Origin of the sequence: Streptomyces sp. NPDC006510 (genome assembly GCF_040611955.1) — a bacterium.
In the GTDB taxonomy this organism is placed as follows: domain Bacteria; phylum Actinomycetota; class Actinomycetes; order Streptomycetales; family Streptomycetaceae; genus Streptomyces.
In genome coordinates, this window is record NZ_JBEXPH010000028.1 from 39500 (window position 1) to 59382 (window position 19883).

Consider the following 19883-nt stretch of genomic DNA (forward strand, 5'->3'; position numbering starts at 1 on the left):
GGGGGTGTGGGGGGCGGGGGGGCGGCGTCACGGTCCCGCCCGGGGCCGGCCCCGGGCCCCCCCGCCCCCCGGGGCCCGCCCACCGCCCCGGGGCCCACTTCTCGTACGGTCGGCACTGCCCCTGCTCTCAGTGCGATCGGCTCTCCCTACGACGGCGTGCCACATGGACGGCGCCGGCGGCCGCGACCACGGCCAATGCCGTTCCGGCGGCGATCCGCGTGGCGTTCATCGTGCCGATGCCGCCGCCGAGCCCGCCCTGCACACCGGCCTGGGCCACCTTGGAACCGGTGGTCGGTGTGCCGGAGGCCGCGGCGATGGTGAGACCGGACTTCGCCGGGGAGTCGGGCGACGTGTTGCAGATGAACGTCACTTCGTAGGAGGCGCCGGGTCTCGCGTCCCAGTCGACCGTGGCCGCGACGGTGCCACCTCTGGGAATGGTGACGGTGTCGAAGACGCCCGAGCCGGCGGTTGCGGTTGTAGAGCACCCCCGGGCGGCCAGGGTGACCTGACTTCCCGGCGTGATCACCGACGGAGTGACGGTGAACCCGGTCGCGGAGGACGCGCCTCCCGATGTCGCGCCGTACGCAATCGCGGCCGGAGCGGTCAGGGCGAGAGCGGCGACGCCGAGCAGGGCGACGGGTGCGACATGTATGCGCATGGGTGAGTCCTCCGAGTCCCCGAGGAGCACTTGCGGAAGGAGTTTCCACAAAGTGTCAGAAATGCACCTCGACGCGCCAAACGCTAGGAGCCGTGCAATTTGCTCGCGATCGGAGTGCGCCGCTCGGGGCACCGGTATCGCCCGAGCGGCGCACCGCCCACGTTCTGACGGACCGCTATCCGCCCGCGGCGCGGGGGAACAGATCGAGGAACGGCGCCGCGGTGGCCGAGATCTCCCGCCCGAAGGGGGAGTCGAAGTCCCAGATCAGGAACAGCAGAAAGGCGATCAGAACACTGAAGAGGCCGGCCAGCAGCAGTTCACGGAACGTTCTGCGGATCTGCAACGTGAACAACAGCCCGACGGTCACCAGGGCCCCGATGATCAGGCCGAACCAGACCACGCCCGGCATGGTCGCCCCCGCGCTCTGTCCGCGTGCGCTGCGCGCGTCGTCGGCCGCCGCCACCTCGTCGACCAGTGGCTGATATGCCTGCCCCTCGTGGTCGTTCCTCGGCCGGTACTGGGTGACGTCGGCGCGCACCCGGTCCAGGAGACGGGACCCCTCGGCGGTGAGCGTGCCGTGCTCGCTCATGGCCCGCCACTCGTCGTGGACGACGTGGTGGACATAGGCGTCGACATCGGCGCGGATACGGGAACGCACCTCGGCCGGGTAGACGGCGGCCCGGGCATGCACCTCGTGCAGGGCCTGGGCCTCCTGACGTACGTATTCCTGCGCGGCGCCACGTCCCTCCCAGACGCCCGCGATGGCGAGGCCCAGCACGATCGCGTAGACCACGCCGATCATCATCGTCATGTACTCGATGACGTCAGGGGTCTCGGACGGGTCGTCGTCCTCCCCGATCCGGCGGTTGTTGAGCACGGCGATGGTCAGGACGACGGCGCTGGCCGCGGCCATGGCGAGGGCGAGAACAAGCCATTCCGACATAGTGATTCTCCGGAGGTCAGCGGGAGCGGGGGCGCAGTACGGCGACGGCGAACACCGCGGGCGCAGTGATCAGCAGGGTGAGGGTGACCAGGGAGGTGCCGCGCCGCGCGACCTTGCGCGGTGGCTTGCGGTAGGTGGGCAGCGCGACGGGCCGGGGCGTGGGGCGTGCGGAGGGCGAGGGTGTGGGCGTGGGTGTTGGTGTGGGCGTTGGGGTCGGTGTTGGTGCAGGGGCTGGTGGTACGGGCTCCGGATCCGGTCGAGGCGTTGCGGGTGGTGGCGGAGGTGGAGGTGGAGGCGGCGGTGGCGGCGGGGGTGGCGGCGGGGGTGGTGGAGGTGGTGGCGGGGACGGCCGTGGGGTGGGTGGTGGCGTCGGCTCGGGCAGCGGGCCCGCGTGGCAGCGGCCGTCGCCCGACGTGGTGACCGATGAACTGCCGCCGTTCTCAACGATGGTGGCGTACCCGCAGTTGTCCGCCACCGCGGGCGCCGGGGCGGACAACAGCCAGAGAAGGGCGACGGCTGCCGTGAGCCGTCCTATGAGTGATCCGTTCACGACCGGGAGCATGTTCCGGCCGGTCGCGGGACACGCGGTGGGAGGGCGGGATTCGCCTGATGGTGGGGACATGGGGCGGAGGGTGTTTGCGGCCGGGGGAGAACACCGGGCCGCGTTGAGCCAAGCGTGGACGCGGCCCTTGCTCACAGGCGTGGCTGACGCGAGTGCCTGTGACAACTGGGACGCGCTGTAGGCGAGTTGACGCGGGTTCCTCGCCGGACCCTTGCTCGCGGCGCAGCGGGCGATGACGGTGGGCCGAACGGCGCGGAGGCCGTCCGTCCTGCCGGGCTTTCCGCCGGCCCGGGATTCGGAACTCGGTTACATCGGGGTGGGCGGGACGGTCCCCACCGGTTCGAGAAGCTCCTTGCGGCGACGGGTCATTGCCGCATTGCCTCATCGGTAAACAATGCTGTCAAAGCCATCAGCGGCAAGGGATTTGGCACCTTCAATCCGCTCCGCGGACTCAAGTGGCAGGACATCGGCGGCCGTCCGGTCCAGACCTTTTGCGGTGTTGTGAAACCGGCTGTATCACCGGATTCATCAACGGCCGAGGTGTCGGCGGTGCGTGGTGTTCGACATCGCCCGACACCGGGGCCGGTGGCGACGCTGAGTGCCCCGGCAGCGCATCGCCGGGGCCGATCCGGCATCGAATGTCACAGGCAGCGACGGGTTGGTTGCACATGCCACTGGTGTGTGACCAATAACGGACGGCTAATTTCCGTTTCCGCTCGCTCTCTTGGCAGTCGATCAGTAGCCTCTGGTCAACACTGACCATGAACATGGCCGGATCGCCGTGGCGACTTGTTGGAGACATTGATGGAGCGTCCCGCCTGGGCACCGCAAGGCATAGACATTTCGGTGCCGAGCGTGTCCCGCATGTACGACTTCTATCTGGGCGGATCGCACAATTTCGAGGTGGACCGGGAAGCGGCGCGCAAGGCCATGGAGTTCATGCCGGGGCTCCCCAAGATCATGCAGGCGAATCGCGCGTTTATGCGCAGAGCCGTGCGTTACGCGGTGAGCGAGGGCATCAGTCAGTTTCTGGACATCGGCTCCGGAATACCGACCTTCGGCAATGTTCACGAAGTCGCGCAGGCGGCCGACCCGGAGGCCCGGGTGGCGTACGTCGATCACGACCCGGTCGCGGTCGCGCACAGCCAGGCCGTACTCGAAGGAAACGACCGGGCGGTGATCGCTGCCGCGGATCTGCGCCGCCCGCAGGAGATCGTGAAGAGCCCGGAGGTCTCCGGACTGCTCGACCTGGACCGCCCGGTGGCCCTGCTGCTCGTCGCGGTGCTCCACTTCATCGAGGACTCCGACGACCCGCAGACCGCGGTCGCCGAACTGCGCGAAGCACTCGCGCCCGGCAGCCTCATCGTCATGACCCACGCCTCGTACGAGGGGATTCCGCTCACCCGGGAAGAGGCGGGCGGCACGGTCGAGGTCTACAAGAACATCCGCAACCCTCTGATCATGCGGTCCCGCGACGAGATCGCGCGCTTCTTCGAGGGGTACGAGATGGTCGAGCCCGGACTCGTGTCGATGCCGGACTGGCGCCCGGATGCCCCGGTGGTGGCGGAGCAGGAGGACCCATTCGCGTTCTCGGGCTTCGCGGGAGTGGGACGCAAGGCGTGAGTATTCCCGCCCAGTCGTCCGGTGCGCCGGACACGGAGCCCGACGGTCCCGAGGGTCGGCTCCGGAGATTCGCCACGATCTGGAGCCGGGCCATCTTCCCCTCGACGGCCACCTCCCTGACGCGCGCGGAGTTCGAACAGCATCTGCTGCCGCTGGCCCGCGGGCTCAGCGACATCCTGCACGCCCGGCCCTTCGACGCGGCGCCCGCGGGCGAGGTGGGTGCCGCCCTCGTCGCCGCGCACTGCACCGATCCGGACGCGCTGAGCAGCACGCTCGGCGTCATCGATTCGTACCTGGTGCTCTATTGCGGGAGCAATGGTGCGACAGCGTTGTCGACCGAGGACAGCAGGGCCCGCTGTGCCCGGATACAGCACGCCCTCGCGGCCGGCTTCACCCAGGCGCTGCGCGAGCGGACCCTCGCCGAGCAGGAGGCCATCGCGCGTTCCGCGCTCACCGCCCGTTCCGACGCCGAACAGGCACTGCACGCGACCGAGGCCCGTTTCCGCGCCGTGTTCAAGGACGCGGCCATCGGCATCGGCATCGCCGACCTGGACGGCAATGTGCTGGAGATCAACGACACCCTCACCCGGATGTTCGGCGGGCTCGACCACCATGTGCGCAGCCACAAGGTCAATGAGTGGGTCCACCCCGAGGACTCGCCGCACGTCTGGAAGTACTACGACGAGCTGGTGCGCGGCGAACGCGAGCACTACCGGGTCGAGAAGCCGTACTACCGCAACGACGGCACCGTGCTGTGGACCAATCTGACGGTGTCGCTGCTGCGTGACGCCGAGGGCAGGCCGCAGTACCAGCTGGCGCTGATGGAGGACACCACCGAGCGCCGGCTGCTCAATCTGCGGCTGCGGTACGAGGCCACCCATGACGCGCTCACCGGCCTGCCCAACCGGACGCTGTTCTTCGAACGGCTGGAGAAGGCACTGTCCGCCGACGACGGCAGCCGCTTCGGCCTGTGCTACCTCGACCTGGACGGCTTCAAGGCGATCAACGACAGCCTCGGCCACGCATCGGGGGACCGGCTGCTGGTCGAGGTGGCCGACCGGCTGCAGAGCTGTGCGACCGCGCCCGGCGAGATGGTCGCGCGGCTCGGTGGCGACGAGTTCGTGGCCCTGACCACCGGACCAGACACCGAGACGGAGGTCGCCGAACTGGCCTGCCGCATCCTCGGTGTGCTCGGCAACCCGATCCGCCTGGACGGCCGTGAGCTGACCGTCCGGGGCTCCATCGGGGTCGTCGAGGGACCGGCCCGCGAACGCAACGCCGCGGAGGTGCTGCGCAGCGCCGACATCACGATGTACCGGGCCAAGTCGGCGGGCGGCAACCGGTTCGAGCTCGCCGACGCCGAGGCGGATGCGCGTGCCATCACCCGGCACGGGCTGACGACCGCGCTGCCCGCCGCCCTGGAACGCGGCGAGTTCTTCATCGAGTACCAGCCGCTGGTGCACCTCGGCGACGGCACGGTGCACGGTGCGGAGGCACTGGTGCGCTGGTGCCATCCGCAGCACGGGGTGCTCGGCCCGGACCGGTTCATCCCGCTCGCCGAGCACACCGGGCTGATCGTGCCGCTGGGCCGCTGGGTGCTGGAGGAGTCCGTACGGCAGGCCAACTTCTGGCAGGAGCGGCACACCGACGGCGGTCCGCTGCGGATCAACGTGAACCTCTCACCGACCCAGCTGCACCATCCCCGGCTGGTCGCCGAGACGGTCGACGTGCTGGAACGGTCGGGGCTCGAACCCGGGGCGCTCTGCCTGGAGGTCACCGAGTCCGCGCTCATCGGCGCGGACGACGACCTGCTCAAGCCGTTGCGGCAACTGGCCGAGATGGGCGTCGACATAGCGCTCGACGACTTCGGCACCGGGTACTCGAACCTGGCGAATCTGCGCCGGCTGCCGGTGAGCGTGCTCAAGCTGGACCGCTCCTTCACCATGGGCATGCAGCAGCATCCGGCGGATCCGGTCGATCTGAAGATCGTCGAGGGGATCGTCTCGCTGGCGCACAGCCTGGAACTCGCGGTCACGGTGGAGGGCGTGGAAACCGGCGCCCAGGCGGAGCAGTTGCGGAAGCTGGGCTGCGACACGGCGCAGGGCTGGTACTACGCCCGGCCGGGTGCGCCGGACCGGATCCACTCGTTGCTGCTGGCCGACGCCGTGTGAGGAGCGGGGTACGGGGCCGCCCGGTGGCCGTCCCGTCCTCGGCCGCAGGGCGGGCCTGTTCAGGCCCGTCCGGCGGCGAGCAGCACCTTCTGCAACTCGCGCGCCGCGCGCGGCGGAGCCACGTCGCTGCGGTGCGCGAGTGCGATCGTGCGCCGCAGGCCCGGTCGGGCCAGCGGCGTGGTCCGCAGGTCGTGGCCGGACCGGACGGCGACCATGCTCGGCACCACCGCGATCCCGAGCCCCGCCCGGACGAAGCCGAGCACGGCGTCCATCTCCCCGCCCTCCACCGTGAACGAAGGCTCGAAACCCTCCGCCCGGCAGGCGGCGACCGTCAGCTCCCGCAGGTCGTAGCCGTGCCGGAACATCACCAGGGGCTCGCCCTGGAGGTCGGCGATCCGTACGCTCCCGCCCCGGCCGGGCCGCGGTGCGCGGGCCGACGACACCACGACCAGGTCCTCCCGGAGCAGCTCGACCGTGGTGAGCGCGGGGGATGCGGCGGGCAGCGGCAGCACCACCAGGGCGAGATCGAGCGCGCCGCGCGCCAGCCCCCGTACCAGGTCGAGCGAGCCGCCCTCCTCCAGCAGCAGCTGGATCCCCGGATGCCGGTCGTGGAAGGCGCGCAGCACGTCGGGGAGCAGGCCGGTGCAGAGGCTGGGTGTCGCGCCGAGCCGGACCCGGCCCCGGCGCAGTTGCACCAGCTCCTGCACCTCGTGGCGTGCGGTGTCCGCGTCCGCGAGGATGCGGCGGGCCAGCGGCAGCAGGGCCTCGCCCGCGTCGGTGAGCGTGATGTTGCCGCGCGCCCGGCTGAACAGCTCCGCCCCCAGTTCGCTCTCCAGCGCCCTGATCTGCTGGGAGAGCGAGGGCTGCGAGACATGCACCTCCTCGGCGGCGCGGGTGAAGTGCCGGGCCTCGGCCACGGCCACGAAATACATCAGCTGCTGGAACTGCATAAGCCCACTCTACCGAGCACGATAGTTTCACCCTATGAACATGAGCCATGCCATGTCTTGGACTGATGAGGTGGATCGGTCCTAGCGTCGTGTCCATGGCATTGGCAACCCGGACGGACCGACGGCCGTCCATGACGCGTACGCTCTGGGACTCGTCCGTCGGCAAGAAGACGGTCATGGCCGTGAGCGGCCTGATCATGCTCCTCTACTTGGTCGTCCACATGATCGGCAACCTGAAGATCTTCTTCGGGTCCGGCGAGTTCAACCATTACGCGCACTGGCTGCGGACCATGGGTGAGCCCTTCCTGCACTACGAGTGGGCCCTGTGGATCGTCCGCGTCGTGCTCGTTGCCGCCGTGGTGCTGCACGCCACCTCCGCGTACCAGCTCAGCCGCCGGGACATCAGGGCGCGCCCCGCCAAGTACGTACACAAGAAGCCACGCGCCAGCTATGCCACCCGCACCATGCGCTGGGGCGGGATCATCCTCGGCCTGTTCATCGTCTGGCACATCCTCGACCTGACGACGGGCACCGTGCACTCCGGCGGATTCCAGTCCGGACACCCGTACCAGAACGTCATCGACACCTTCTCCACCTGGTACGGCAACACCATCTACATCGTCGCCGTGCTCGCCCTCGGACTCCACGTCCAGCACGGCTTCTGGAGCGCCGCACAGACCCTCGGCGCGGGCAGTGCGACCCGTGACCGGGTCCTCAAGACCATCGCCAACGCCCTCGCCGCGGTGCTGACGCTGGGCTTCATCTCCGTACCCGTCGCCGTCATGACCGGAGTCGTGAGCTGACATGACCGACTACTCGCACTACGAGACCGGCGCGCCCGTCGTCGACACCAAAGCCCCCGAAGGCCCTGTCGCCGAACGCTGGGACACCCGCCGCTTCCAGGCCAGACTGGTCAACCCGGCCAACCGCCGCAAGCACACCGTCATCGTCGTCGGCACCGGCCTGGCCGGCGGCTCGGCCGGCGCGACCCTCGCCGAACAGGGCTACCACGTGGTCCAGTTCTGCTTCCAGGACTCGCCCCGCCGCGCCCACTCGGTCGCCGCCCAGGGCGGCATCAACGCCGCGAAGAACTACCGCAACGACGGCGACTCGATCCACCGGCTCTTCTACGACACCGTGAAGGGCGGCGACTTCCGCGCCCGCGAGTCCAACGTCCACCGGCTCGCCCAGATCTCCGTGGAGATCATCGACCAGTGCGTCGCCCAGGGCGTCCCGTTCGCCCGCGAGTACGGCGGCCTCCTCGACAACCGCTCCTTCGGCGGCGTCCAGGTCTCCCGTACGTTCTACGCCCGGGGCCAGACGGGACAGCAGCTCCTGCTCGGCGCCTACCAGGCGCTGTCCCGGCAGATCGCCGCGGGCAACGTCGAACTGCACGCCCGTACCGAGATGCTCGACCTGATCGTCGTCGACGGCAAGGCCCGCGGGATCGTCGCCCGCGACCTGGTCACCGGGAAGATCGACACCTACTTCGCCGACGCCGTCGTCCTGGCCAGCGGCGGCTACGGCAACGTCTTCTACCTCTCGACGAACGCCATGAACTCCAACGCCACCGCCGTCTGGCGCGCCCACCGCCGGGGTGCGTACTTCGCCAACCCCTGTTTCACCCAGATCCACCCCACCTGCATCCCGCGCACCGGCGACCACCAGTCCAAGCTGACGCTGATGAGCGAGTCGCTGCGCAACGACGGCCGGATCTGGGTCCCGAAGGCCAAGGGCGACGACCGCCCCGCCAACGAGATCCCCGAGGACGAGCGCGACTACTACCTGGAGCGCATCTACCCCGCCTTCGGCAACCTCGTGCCCCGGGACATCGCCTCCCGCGCCGCGAAGAACGTCTGCGACGAGGGACGCGGCGTCGGTCCCGGCGGGCAGGGCGTCTATCTGGACTTCGCCGAAGCCATCCAGCGGATGGGCAGGGACAAGGTCGAGGAGAAGTACGGCAACCTCTTCGACATGTACGCGCGGATCACGGCGGAGAACCCGTACGAGACCCCGATGCGGATCTACCCCGCCGTGCACTACACGATGGGCGGCCTCTGGGTCGACTACGACCTCCAGACCACCGTTCCGGGCCTCTTCGCCATCGGCGAGGCCAACTTCTCCGACCACGGAGCCAACCGGCTCGGCGCGTCCGCGCTGATGCAGGGCCTCGCCGACGGCTACTTCGTCCTGCCGTCGACCATCAACGACTACCTGGCCCGCAATCCGCACCACGAGGAGGTCGACGCCTCGCACCCCGCGGTCGAGGAGGCCGTCGCCGACACCGAGGACCGGTTGAACCTGCTGCTCGCCGTCGACGGCGACCGCACCCCCGACTCCTTCCACCGCGAGATCGGTGAACTCATGTGGGAGTACTGCGGCATGGCCCGCACCGAAGACGGGCTGCGCAAGGCGCTCGATCGGATCCCGCGGATCCGCGAGGAGTTCTGGCGCCGCATCAAGGTGCCCGGCACCGGCGACGAGTTCAACCAGTCGCTGGAGAAGGCCAACCGCATCGTCGACTACCTGGAGCTCGCCGAGCTCATGTGCCTCGACGCACTGCACCGCGCCGAATCCTGCGGAGGCCACTTCCGCGAGGAGTCGCAGACCCCGGACGGCGAAGCCGCCCGCCGGGACGAGGAGTTCTCCTACGCCGCCGCCTGGGAGTTCTCCGGCACCGGCGAGGCCCCCGTCCTGCACAAGGAAGACCTCGTCTTCGAATACGTCCACCCCACCCAGCGGAGCTACGCATGAAGCTCACCCTGCGCGTCTGGCGCCAGAAGAACACCGACGCACCCGGCGCCATGTCCACCTACGAGGTGGACGGCATCTCGCAGGACATGTCGTTCCTGGAAATGCTCGACACCCTCAACGAGGAACTCATCCTCGCCGGCGACGACCCCGTCGCCTTCGACCACGACTGCCGCGAGGGCATCTGCGGCGCCTGCAGTCTCGTCATCAACGGCGATGCCCACGGCCCCGAGCGCACCACCACCTGCCAGCTCCACATGCGGTCCTTCGAGGACGGCGACACGATCGACATCGAACCCTGGCGCGCCTCCGCCTTCCCGGTCGTCAAGGACCTGGTGGTGGACCGCTCGGCCTTCGACCGGATCATCCAGGCGGGCGGCTACATCTCCGCCCCGACCGGCACCGCCCCCGAGGCGCACGCCACACCGGTGCCCAAGCCGGACGCGGACTTCGCCTTCGAGCACGCCGAGTGCATCGGCTGCGGCGCCTGCGTGGCGGCCTGTCCCAACGGCTCGGCGATGCTCTTCACCTCGGCGAAGATCAACCATCTCAACGTCCTGCCGCAGGGGGCCCCGGAGCGCGAGACCCGGGTCCTCGACATGGTCGGCCAGATGGACAGCGAGGGCTTCGGCGGCTGCACGCTCACCGGCGAGTGCGCCACCGCCTGCCCCAAGGGCATCCCGCTGCCGTCGATCTCGGCCATGAACAAGGAGTGGCTGCGGGCCACCCGCAAGGTGCGCCGCTAGGGCAACTCCCGGACGACGCCGACAGACTTCCCGGCGCAGGTCGTGAACCGTCAGGCTTCGGTCGTGCGACCGACGGTTGCTCCGTCAGAGGGTTCGTCCCGGGTTTCCAGGTCCTCGTGTCGAGGGGTGCGGCTATGGTCTGGCCTTCGACTACAGGGAGTGCGTCATGCGCAAGTTTTGGCTGTCTGTGGCTGCGGTTGCGGCCGCTTCCGGGTTGCTCACGGCGTGTTCGGGTGCGGAGGACTCCGGCGACTCCGCGAAAAGGGGCGGCGCGACAGCGGCGACGGGGAGGGACTGGACCGAGGAGGCCTCGGCGATGGACCCGTCGAGGGACGTCAAGATCGTGAAGTCAGGGTTCGAGGACCATCAGGACTGGGGTCCTCACGCGTACGTCGTGCACTACAAGATCAGGAACGGCGGGAGCGGGGCGGCGAGTTACTTCGCGCAGTTCGAGTTCCTGGACGAGGACGGGGATGTCCTCGGGAAGACCGGGGTGACGGCCGACAGGCTGGGCCCCGGGAAGACAACGACCGGGGACTCGGCACCGCTGGACGCGGAGATCGAGAACGGCACCGTCAAAGACATTGCGTCCGTGCGCGTCACAGAGGTTGAGCGCACGTGAGGCGACTCCCGTATCGGACTACGGCCCGGATTGTACCGGCAGGTAGCGTCTCCGCACGGTGTGTGGGCGGGGCGGCCCCGGTGAAGGGGCCGCCCCGCGGCCAGGGCCGGTCCGGCGGATCAGGGTCGGACAGGGCGCGGCGTCCGGTGCGGTGCATCGCAAGGCGCCGGAGCGTCTTGACAGCGGAGCTGTTCGGAGGTTCCGGCAACACCGCGAGGTGCCGTACCAGGCGTCGCGACCCTGGCCATGATCTGCCGGGCAAGCCCTCTAGGGGGCCGGCGTGCCCGCAGGAGCAGCGCCCGCCAGCGGCTGCCCGAGCCGTTGCAGGAGACCGGCGGTTTCGGCACGGTACCGGGCGACTGCCGCCAACTTGATGTCCTCGTACCCGCGCACCATGTCGGGCAGTTCGGCGAGTTCGACGGTCAGGGCGTGGTTGTCCGGGCTCAGTGCCAGGCATGCCTGGGTGATCATGGCCTCGTACTCGACGACCAGCGCCCGTTCGACCCGGCGCACTTCGGCCGCGCCGAACGGATCGATGCGCGTGCCTCTGACGTGACGCATCGCCGCGAGGACACGGAAGACGGGCTTGAACCACGGGCCGAGCACGATCTTCCGATTCATCCCGAGTGCCCGGAGCGCGGGCGGGTGGAGACGGTAGGACATCCGGGCGCCGTCCCCGAACCGCGTCCGCACTTCTCGTTCCACAGCGGGATCCAGGGAGAGACGCGCCACCTCGTATTCGTCCTTGTAGGCCATCAGCTTGTACAGGTAACGGGCCACCGCCTCGGCCAGTGCGGTCGAGCCGGGGACACGCTCGGCCTCGATCCGGCGCACTCGCTCGACGCAGTGGGCGTAACGCGTCGCGTAGGCCGTGTTCTGGTATCCGATGAGATCCGGCACCCGGACCTTAAGCAGGCGCATGAGCTCCGATTCCGCGGCGGCGTCCACCAGCGCGATCACCCGGCGTGCGGAAGCGGGGGCGGCGCGCTCCGGTGCCGGGGAGCGGCTCTCGCGCTTCAGGGCCGCGGCGAAGCCGACGGGGTCGCCGACAGCCTGACGGCCGAACCGGAATGCCTTGAGGTTGTCTTCGACCCTCACCCCGTTGAGGGTGATCGCCTCCTCGATGGACTCCGCGGGCAGCGGCAGCGCACCGGTCTGATAGGCGGCCCCGGCGAGCAGCAGATTGGCGAACTGGTCCTCGCCCAGCAGGGTGTTGGCCAGATGGCGCGCGTCGAGGAACACGGCCTTGTCGGCCGTCGCACGAATGCGTTCCTTGATCGGTTCGACGGCGGGGAAGGTTACCGCCGTGTCGATCACCATTTGTCCGGTCGGAACCTCGGCCGTGGAGACGACCGCCACCGTTCTCGACGGGGTCGCGGCAGACAGTTGACCGGGGTCCGCGGCGACCAGGAGGTCACAGCCGAGGTAGAGGTCGCATTCCTCGGAGGCGGCCTTGTTCGACTGCGCCACAGGCTCCCGGGTGATCTTGATGTCGGAGACCACCGCGCCGCCCTTCTGCGCCAGGCCGGTCTGATCCAGGGCCCGGACATGACGGCCTGCGAGCGAAGCCGCGGTGCTCAGGATCTGCGCCAGAGTGATGACTCCGGAGCCGCCCACCCCGGTGATGCGCGTGGTGTGCGACGCGGGCTCGACGCGGGCCGGCTCGGGGAGCGCCGCGGTGTCCGGCATCGGCAGCGGGGTGAAAGCCGCTTTCCCCGCGGCGGGGAGCACCGTGAGGAACGAGGGGCAGTCGCCCTTCAGGCATGAGAGGTCCTTGTTGCACGAGGACTGGTCGATCCGGGTCTTGCGGCCGAACTCGGTGTCGGCCGGCTGGACCGACAGACAGTTGGACTTCTGGCCGCAGTCGCCGCACCCCTCACAGACCCGTTCGTTGATCACCACCCGTTCAGCGGGGTCTGCCGCCAGTCCACGCTTGCGTTTGCGGCGGAGTTCGGTGGCGCACTCCTGGTCGTGGATGAGCAGGGTCACGCCGGGAACCCGCGCCAGGGTCTCCTGCGCCTCGGTCAGCCGGTCGCGGTGCCACACCTGAACGCCCTTGGGGAGCTTCACCCTTCGGTAGCGCCCGGGATCCTCGGTGGTGATGAGGATCCGCGCGACCCCCTCGGCGAGGAGCGCCGCGCAGATCGCCGGTACGGGCATGACGCCGACGGGCCGCTGCCCGCCGGTCATGGCGACCGCCGAGTTGTACAGCAGCTTGTAGGTGACGTTCACGCCGCCGGAGACCGCGGCCCGGACGGCGAGGCTGCCGGAGTGGTGGAAGGTGCCGTCCCCGAGGTTCTGGATCAGGTGATTCCGTTCGAGGAAGGGCTCCATGCCGATCCACTGGGCGCCCTCGCCGCCCATCTGCGTCATACCGATCACGTCTCCGGCCTGGGCCGGGTCCATGAGCGTGACCATGGCATGGCAGCCGATCCCGGCACCGACGGTGGACCCTTGGGGCGTTTGGGTCGAGACGTTGTGGGGACAGCCGGAACAGAAGTAGGGGGTACGGGTCAGCAGTGGCAGTTGCACGCGGCGGGGCTGTGGCCGGGACCTATCCGACCAGCGCCGCACGGTGGGGAACTCACCGATGGAGAGCAGCGGGGCGGCGAGCCGGGCGGCGATCAGGTCGGGTTCCAGCTCGCCGTCCAGCGGGAAGAGCACGCTGCCGTCGGCTGCGCGCTTTCCGATGACGGCCGGCATGGCGGCCCTGCCGTAGAGCAGATCCTTGACCGCGGTCTCGATCAGCGGACGCTTCTCCTCGACCACGATGATGTGGCTGAGGTCGGCAGCGAACCGATCCACGACCGACGGTTCGAGCGGGTGGATCATGCCGAGGTGGAGCAGACGGATCCCGCGCAACTCCAGTTCGGCGTCGTCGAGTCCGAGGATGCGCAGGGCCTGGCGAAGGTCGAGGAAGGTCTTGCCGGGGGCGATGATGCCGACGCGGTCGTGCGGGCCCTGCCGGGTGATCCGGTTGAGGCCGTTGGCGGCGGCGTAGCGGCGGGCGATCTCCAGCCTGGCGCCGTCCCGGCTGCGTTCCAGCTCGCCGAGCGTCGGCTGCACCATGTGGGCGGTCACACTGTGCCGGTACGGTGTGCCACCGGCCGTGAGGTCGGGCGCGAGGGACAAGACGCGCCCGGCCTGTACGTCGACGGTGCCGGAGCCGTCGGCGACAGCGGTCACGATCTTCAGGGCGACCCACAGTCCGCTTGCCCGGGACATGGCTACGCCGTGCAGTCCGAAGTCGAGCGCTTCCTGCGGGTCCGACGGGTAGAGAGTGGGGATTCCGAGGTCGGCCAGGAGCAGTTCGGAGGCTCCGGGCACGGTCGAGGACTTCGCGGCCGGGTCGTCGCCGACCAGGGCGAGTACGCCGCCTTCGGGGTGTGTGCCCATCAGATTGCTGTGCCGGATGGCGTCCGAGGCACGGTCCAGGCCGGGAGACTTGCCGTACCAGATGCCCGTGATTCCGTCGACGCGCTTGTCCGGCTGCATCGCGGCGAGCTGCGTACCCTGAACCGCCGTGGCGGACAGTTCTTCGTTGACCCCGGGGCGGAAGACGATGTCGTACGTGTCGAGCTGCGATCGGCAGCGTTCGAGTTCCATGTCGTAGCCGGCCAGGGGCGATCCCTCGTACCCGGACACGAATCCGGCGGTGCTGCGGCCCGCGCGCAGGTCAGCCCGGCGCAGGTCGAGCGGGAGTCTGGCGAGTGCCTGGATCCCGGTGAGATGAAGGGTGCCCTCCTCACGCATGAATCGGTCCTGGAGCGTGGGGGGTGCTGCTTTCTGAGTCACCACGTGCTTTCCTCCGAAGGGACATCGGCGGTTCGGGCGTGCGGAGTGTGCCGTTCGAGGCGGCCCCGGTGCGACGGACGTCGCCGGACACCGGGGCCGCCCAATGACGGCTCCCTGCCGCTTCCGGCCACGGCGGGCCGGCGCTCCGAACCATCCGGCTCGAAGCGGTTATGCGGACCGGGGAGCGGCGTCCGGTACGTCGCAGAGGGCGGTGCCGAGTGACAGGGGCGATCCGTCGCCACTGCGCCACGCGATGTGGCTGTCGGGGCGTACGAGGACGGCTCCGTCCTCGGTGATCCCGAGGCGCTCCAGACAGGAGCCGTCGGCGCCGGTGATGTCCCGGCCCACGACGACGGTGTGGGCCGGGACTCCTTCGGCGGCCTCTGCGAACGCCTCGGCCCATGCCTCGCCGTCGGGCCCCGTGATCAGCGTGAAGCCCGGGATCAGGAGGTCGATCGTCGACAGCCGGACACCGTCACGTTCGACCCAGGTGTGCGGGAGCCGTCCTCCGCGGACGGGCACGGGTGAGTAGTCGGTTGCCGAGAGGGGAGCACCCGCCGCACCCTCCGAGTGCCCTGCGGCCCCGTAGACGTAGCCGATCTCCTGGTTGAGGGAGTCGAAATGCGGTCGCTGAAGGGGGATGGTCGCCGCGATCCGACGGCGCTCCTCCGCCGCGATCGCCGGGTCCGCGCTTTCGAGGCGGGCGGCGATACCGGCCGTATCCGGTCCGATGCCCGCCTCGGCCATCTTGACCGCGTTGAGGGCGCTGTGGCGGGCATTGTCGACAGCGACCGGGCGGCGTTCGGTCTCATAGCTGTCGAGCAAGGCGTCGGGAGCCCATCCATTCAGCACCGCGGCAAGTTTCCAGCCGAGGTTGTCCGCGTCGGCCAGGCCGGTGTTCATGCCCAGACCGCCGGTCGGGGGAAACTGGTGCGCGGCATCGCCCGCCAGGAAGACACGGCCGCGCCGGTACCGGTCGGCGGTCCGGGCCACCAACTGCCAGGGGCCCACGGACTGGATCTCCACGTCCAGCTCGTCCACTCCGACGGCTTCCCGGATGATCTGCGCGCACCGTTCGGGCGAGTAGTCGTCGGGTGACTCGGTGGCCGGGTCGAAGCTCTTCTGGAAGGTCCATCGGCGTACTCCGTCCATTCCGATGAAGACACCGGGGGACGAGGTGTTGATGGCCCAGACGAGCAGGGCCGGACTGTCCTCGGTCCAGGGGGACAGATCCGCGTGGAAGTAGATGTTCATCTGGTGGCCCAGGATCGCCGAGCCTCCGGCCGCGATGCCGAGCGCCTCGCGCACGGCGCCGCCCGCCCCGTCCGCGGCAACGGCGTAGCGGGCACGGAGCGTCTGCCTCTGCTGCCCGCTCTCCACGGTGACGTCGACCGCATCACCCCGGTCCGTGACATCGAGAACGGTGGTGTTGTAGCGGACCGTGGCCATGCCCTGAGCCAGGACCGCGTCCAGGAGGTGCTGCTGCACCCGGTCCTGGGCGCAGGAGGCGATCATCTCCGGGGAGGCGGCGATACGCCGGAGAGCGTGCTCCTCGGGCCCCTCGGCCATGTTGATCCGGCCGAGCTCGGGCCCGGAGAGGGTCTGTTTCCACAGGATGTTCAGCGCCCACTCGGGGCCGACCGAGTCCTTGAGCACCGCGTCCGCGATCCCCCAGCTCCGCAGGAGTTCCATGGACCGGGTGTTGACGACATGGGCACGTGGATGCGGATTGATGCCCCCGTACTGTTCGCACACGATGCTGGGCACGCCGTGCCGGCCCAGTACCAACGCCGTGGCCAGTCCGACGGGACCGGCACCGACGATGACCACGGGAGTGTCGGCGGCCGTCATGAGCGCTTGACCAGTTCGTCGAAGGACTCACCGGACTCGAAGCGGCGTACCAGCTCGTCGGGGTCGAATTGGGTACCGATCGGATTTTCCTCGAAGGCACCCGAGGCGAACCACTCGTGGAGCGCCTCCTCGGTGGCGAAGTTGTCGATCTGGAGCTCAATGTGATTGCCGTCGGGGTCCTCGAAGTACATCGAGGTGGTCGGCCCGTGGTTGATGCACCAGAACGGACGGATACCCTCCGCGCTCAACCGCTGATAGGTACCGAGCAGATCCGCGAGCGTGCTGTAGGTGAACGCCGCATGGTGCAGGCCGGTGTGTCCGTCCCCCGGCCGCTCCGAGGCCCCGGTGGAGATCAGCGCGACCCGGTGGTGTTCATCGTCGTACGTGAGGAAGGCGAGGGAGTCGTTGGCGAAGGTGATGCGGCCTTCGAGGACGCGTAGATACCACTCGGTCATGGTTGTCAGCTGACCGGTTTTGAGAACGACGTGGGCGAGTTTGCTCGGAGAAGCCATGGGAGCGACCTCCTGGTCGTAGGCATGACGCCTTCTTGTCTGTCGTACAAGAGCAGCATAGGCGGGTTCTTGTATTGCAGACAAGAGTGGTTCGGGTGCGGACCGGGAGGTGTCCGGAGGGTGGCGCTCCGGCCGCTTCGGGATGCCCGGTCCGCCGCCGCTCCTACTACGTGAGCCGTGTGGGTGCCCGTGTTGTCATTCGGCGGTGCCGCAGCGCGCGGCCGCGGCCGCCGTGAGTGCCTCGGTCAGCAGCTGGACGACTTCCGCGGTGGGGCGGTCCAGGCGCCGGACGCTGACCAGCAGGCCCTCGAAGAGCACATGGGCGGTGTCCGCGATCAGTCCGACATCGGCGCCGGCCGGCAGTCTGCTGGTGATGACGGCCAGCAGGCGCTCCTCAAGCCACCCCTGGAGCCGCCCGTACGTTCCGGTGAGTGTCTCCGAGTCGCCGATCCGCTCGTACGCCTCCCGGTGCAGACCTCGGTACGGCTCCATCTCCAACAGGAGGGCGATCAGTTCGCGCTGTGGATCCCCGGCGAGATCCTCGTCTGCTTCGATGCGCTCCCGCGCCTGTGTGACGTAGTGCTCGATCGCGGCGGCGAAGAGGTCGTCCTTGGCGGGGAAGTACCAGCGCACGGCGTTGGCCGCGACGCCGGCGGCGCGACCCACCTCGGCCAGGCTGGTCCCCTTGTATCCCCGGGTCGCGAAGAGCTCCCATGCGTGGTCGACCAGCGCGGCCTCGCGCTCGGCTTTCGGGATCTGCTGTCGATTACGTGGCATGGCACGGAAGCCTATGCCGGGCGCGTTCGGTGCCCGGTGGTGGTACGGGGTTGTCTTGTGATGCCCGATCGTATCTCTTGACTCTCGAACAAGATATCTCTTGACTTGAGAGCAAGAGAGAACGGCCGGTCGACAAGGGAGTTCGTGATGCGTCTGTACAGCACCGATCAAGGCATCGCCAGGGAAGACCGCCCGGGGGAGCTGTCCGTGCTCGATCTGCCCTTCGACGAGCTGGGCGCGCTGCTGCGCGGTCCCGGCGTCGAGGCGGCGCGATCGGCGAAGGCCGTGCGCCGGGTCGCACTCGGCGAGGCGCGCGTCCTCGCGCCGGTGCGCCGCCCCGGCAAGGTGCTCATCGTCGGCCTCAACTACCGCAGCCACGCCGAAGAGGTACTGGAGATGCTGGCCGCGATGGGCAAGAGCCTCGCCGAACTGCCGAAGGAGCCGAACTTCCAGGTCGTGGCCGGATCCGCGGTGATCGCGCCGTCGGACCCCATAGTCCTTCCGGCCGTCGCGGCCGCTGAAGTCGATTACGAGGGTGAAGTGGCCGCGGTGATCGGTCGCGCCGCCACGGACGTAGCGGTGGCGGACGCCAGGAAACACCTTGCCGGACTGACGGTCGTGAACGATGTGTCGGCCCGGGACATCCAGCACCGCGCCATGTCCGGTGATCCGACCGCTTCCATCGGTGTTTCCAAGAGTTTCGACACCTTCAAGCCGCTCGGGCCCTGTCTGGTGACCGAGGACGAGTTCGACGGGGCGTTCGACCTGCGCATCCGGACCCGGGTCAACGATGAGCTGCGCCAGGACGACCGCACCGGCAGCCTCATCCACGGTCTGCCCGAGCTGATCTCCTTCCTCTCGCGGTATCAGACCCTTGAGCCGGGCGATGTGATCTGCACCGGCTCACCGCGCGGAGCCGGCATCTTCTCGGGCCGGTTCCTCCGGCCCGGCGACCTCGTGGAGGTCGAGGTGGAGGGCATCGGATCTCTTCGCAGCAAGGTGGTGGCGGCCTGATTACCGAGCTGCCCGGGAGCGGCCCGGCACCGGTTCCCCGCGCGGTCCGCGAAGGCGGGTGACCGCGTCCCGGACACCGGCTGCGAAGGCGCGGCCGCGCGAGGCGTACCGCACCTGCTGACGTCGAGTTCCTGGTCCTGGAGGCCGCCCACCCCCGGGACCAGGAAGTCTCAGCCGCTCCGGCAGGTCAGGACGTTACGGAGACGTCGTCGCCGTACACCGTGCCCTGCCCGTACCAGCCGTGCAGGTAGACGGTCACCTTGCCGGTCGAGCCGGTGGTGAAAGCCACCGACTGCTCGGCATAGCCGCTCGCCGAACCCCAGGTGCTCGCCGACGCGTCGCCGCGCACCCCGAGGTAGCCGTAGCTGCCCTGCACCCAACCGCTCAGTGTGTACGTGGTGTTGGGGGACAGGGTGAGGGTCTGCACGCATTCGCCGGTCTGCGACGCGGTGGCCGCCGCGGCGAGTGCGTGTGCTCCGCCGTGCACCGGCGTGGAGACGACCGCGCCACCGGACTCACACGTCCAGGGGCCCAGCGAACCCGTCTCGAAGTCACCGTTCACCAGCGCCCCGGTCCCGCCACCCGGACCCGACACCGTCAGGGTGAAGACCGCCGCGTGGCTGACTGTGCCCGCGGCGCCGGTCACGGTGAGCCTGTACGTGCCCGGCGCCGCGGAAGCAGACGCGTTGACCGTCAGCTTCGACGTCCCGCCCGCGGTGACCGAGGCGGGGCTGAGCGTCGCCGTCACACCGGCGGGTGCGCCGCTCGTCGTCAGCGCGACGGCCTTCGCGCTGCCCTCGGCCGCGCCCGCTCGGGGGCGCGGCCCGTTCCTGTGAATCCCGGCCGGGGGTCACACGCCACACGGTGTGGAGCGGCCGTGAGGCATGCCCATGATTGGTCTGGACCAG

At 69.3% G+C, this 19883-nt stretch carries 17 protein-coding genes; 9 read left to right on the forward strand and 8 right to left on the reverse strand.

Going from position 1 to position 19883, the window contains the following annotated elements; genetic code table 11:
* Positions 1–127: 127 nt before the first annotated feature.
* Together ABZY11_RS12140 and ABZY11_RS12145 are read right to left on the reverse strand one after the other, a co-directional pair.
* Positions 128–658, reverse strand: coding sequence for a hypothetical protein (locus ABZY11_RS12140; protein ID WP_356479043.1), 531 nt, complete (start codon positions 656–658; stop codon positions 128–130).
* A 175-nt stretch (positions 659–833) separates the two neighbouring features.
* Complete coding sequence (locus ABZY11_RS12145) at positions 834–1601, reverse strand: hypothetical protein (RefSeq protein WP_356479044.1); 768 nt, start codon at positions 1599–1601, stop codon at positions 834–836.
* A 207-nt stretch (positions 1602–1808) separates the two neighbouring features.
* On the opposite strand from ABZY11_RS12145, the gene ABZY11_RS12150 reads away from it, so the two are divergent.
* From ABZY11_RS12150 to ABZY11_RS12160, 3 genes are all read left to right on the forward strand, one after another.
* Positions 1809–2021: a hypothetical protein gene (locus ABZY11_RS12150; protein ID WP_356479045.1), complete on the forward strand. Its 213-nt coding sequence runs from the start codon at positions 1809–1811 to the stop codon at positions 2019–2021.
* Positions 2022–2967: 946 nt separating this feature from the next.
* Positions 2968–3786 (forward strand): SAM-dependent methyltransferase, encoded by an 819-nt coding sequence (locus ABZY11_RS12155; RefSeq protein WP_356479046.1) that lies wholly within the window; start codon positions 2968–2970, stop codon positions 3784–3786.
* Entirely contained in the window at positions 3783–5957 is a 2175-nt protein-coding gene (locus ABZY11_RS12160) for an EAL domain-containing protein (protein WP_356479047.1), read from the forward strand. The genes ABZY11_RS12155 and ABZY11_RS12160 overlap by 4 nt, the downstream gene beginning before the upstream one ends.
* 59 nt (positions 5958–6016) lie before the next feature.
* Here the strand turns inward: ABZY11_RS12160 and ABZY11_RS12165 are convergent, their stop codons facing one another.
* A complete protein-coding gene (locus tag ABZY11_RS12165; protein WP_356479048.1) occupies positions 6017–6907 on the reverse strand; it encodes a LysR substrate-binding domain-containing protein in 891 nt (296 codons plus the stop codon).
* Between the two features lie 95 nt (positions 6908–7002).
* Here ABZY11_RS12165 and ABZY11_RS12170 point away from each other — a divergent pair, with 95 nt between their 5' ends.
* The 4 genes from ABZY11_RS12170 (at position 7003) to ABZY11_RS12185 (ending at position 11026) form a co-directional block, all read left to right on the forward strand.
* Positions 7003–7710 carry a succinate dehydrogenase gene (locus tag ABZY11_RS12170; protein ID WP_356479049.1) on the forward strand — a complete coding sequence of 236 codons (708 nt, stop codon included), beginning with the start codon at positions 7003–7005 and terminating at the stop codon, positions 7708–7710.
* Position 7711: 1 nt separating this feature from the next.
* Complete coding sequence (locus ABZY11_RS12175; protein ID WP_356479050.1) at positions 7712–9661, forward strand: fumarate reductase/succinate dehydrogenase flavoprotein subunit; 1950 nt, start codon at positions 7712–7714, stop codon at positions 9659–9661.
* Positions 9658–10404, forward strand: coding sequence for a succinate dehydrogenase/fumarate reductase iron-sulfur subunit (locus ABZY11_RS12180; protein ID WP_356479051.1), 747 nt, complete (start codon positions 9658–9660; stop codon positions 10402–10404). Before ABZY11_RS12175 ends, ABZY11_RS12180 begins: the two co-directional genes overlap by 4 nt.
* 166 nt (positions 10405–10570) lie before the next feature.
* On the forward strand, positions 10571–11026 hold the full coding sequence (locus ABZY11_RS12185) for a hypothetical protein (protein ID WP_356479052.1): 456 nt from the start codon (positions 10571–10573) through the stop codon (positions 11024–11026).
* Positions 11027–11293: 267 nt separating this feature from the next.
* Here ABZY11_RS12185 and ABZY11_RS12190 read toward each other — a convergent pair whose 3' ends face one another.
* The 4 genes from ABZY11_RS12190 to ABZY11_RS12205 form a co-directional block, all read right to left on the reverse strand.
* Entirely contained in the window at positions 11294–14821 is a 3528-nt protein-coding gene (locus ABZY11_RS12190) for an indolepyruvate ferredoxin oxidoreductase family protein (protein ID WP_356479053.1), read from the reverse strand.
* Between the two features lie 168 nt (positions 14822–14989).
* A complete protein-coding gene (locus tag ABZY11_RS12195) occupies positions 14990–16672 on the reverse strand; it encodes an FAD-dependent monooxygenase (RefSeq protein WP_356479054.1) in 1683 nt (560 codons plus the stop codon).
* A complete protein-coding gene (locus tag ABZY11_RS12200; protein ID WP_356479055.1) occupies positions 16669–17184 on the reverse strand; it encodes a VOC family protein in 516 nt (171 codons plus the stop codon). The genes ABZY11_RS12195 and ABZY11_RS12200 overlap by 4 nt, the downstream gene beginning before the upstream one ends.
* Before the next feature lie 195 nt (positions 17185–17379).
* Positions 17380–17961 (reverse strand): TetR/AcrR family transcriptional regulator, encoded by a 582-nt coding sequence (locus ABZY11_RS12205; protein WP_356479056.1) that lies wholly within the window; start codon positions 17959–17961, stop codon positions 17380–17382.
* Positions 17962–18108: 147 nt separating this feature from the next.
* On the opposite strand from ABZY11_RS12205, the gene ABZY11_RS12210 reads away from it, so the two are divergent.
* Positions 18109–18975 carry a fumarylacetoacetate hydrolase family protein gene (locus tag ABZY11_RS12210; protein ID WP_356479057.1) on the forward strand — a complete coding sequence of 289 codons (867 nt, stop codon included), beginning with the start codon at positions 18109–18111 and terminating at the stop codon, positions 18973–18975.
* A 187-nt stretch (positions 18976–19162) separates the two neighbouring features.
* Here ABZY11_RS12210 and ABZY11_RS12215 read toward each other — a convergent pair whose 3' ends face one another.
* The gene (locus ABZY11_RS12215) at positions 19163–19621 is read right to left on the reverse strand and encodes a carbohydrate binding domain-containing protein (RefSeq protein WP_356479058.1); all 459 of its coding nucleotides are present in this window, start codon (positions 19619–19621) and stop codon (positions 19163–19165) included.
* 1 nt (position 19622) lies between these two features.
* Here ABZY11_RS12215 and ABZY11_RS12220 point away from each other — a divergent pair, with 1 nt between their 5' ends.
* Positions 19623–19811: a hypothetical protein gene (locus ABZY11_RS12220; protein WP_356479059.1), complete on the forward strand. Its 189-nt coding sequence runs from the start codon at positions 19623–19625 to the stop codon at positions 19809–19811.
* Positions 19812–19883: the final 72 nt, after the last annotated feature.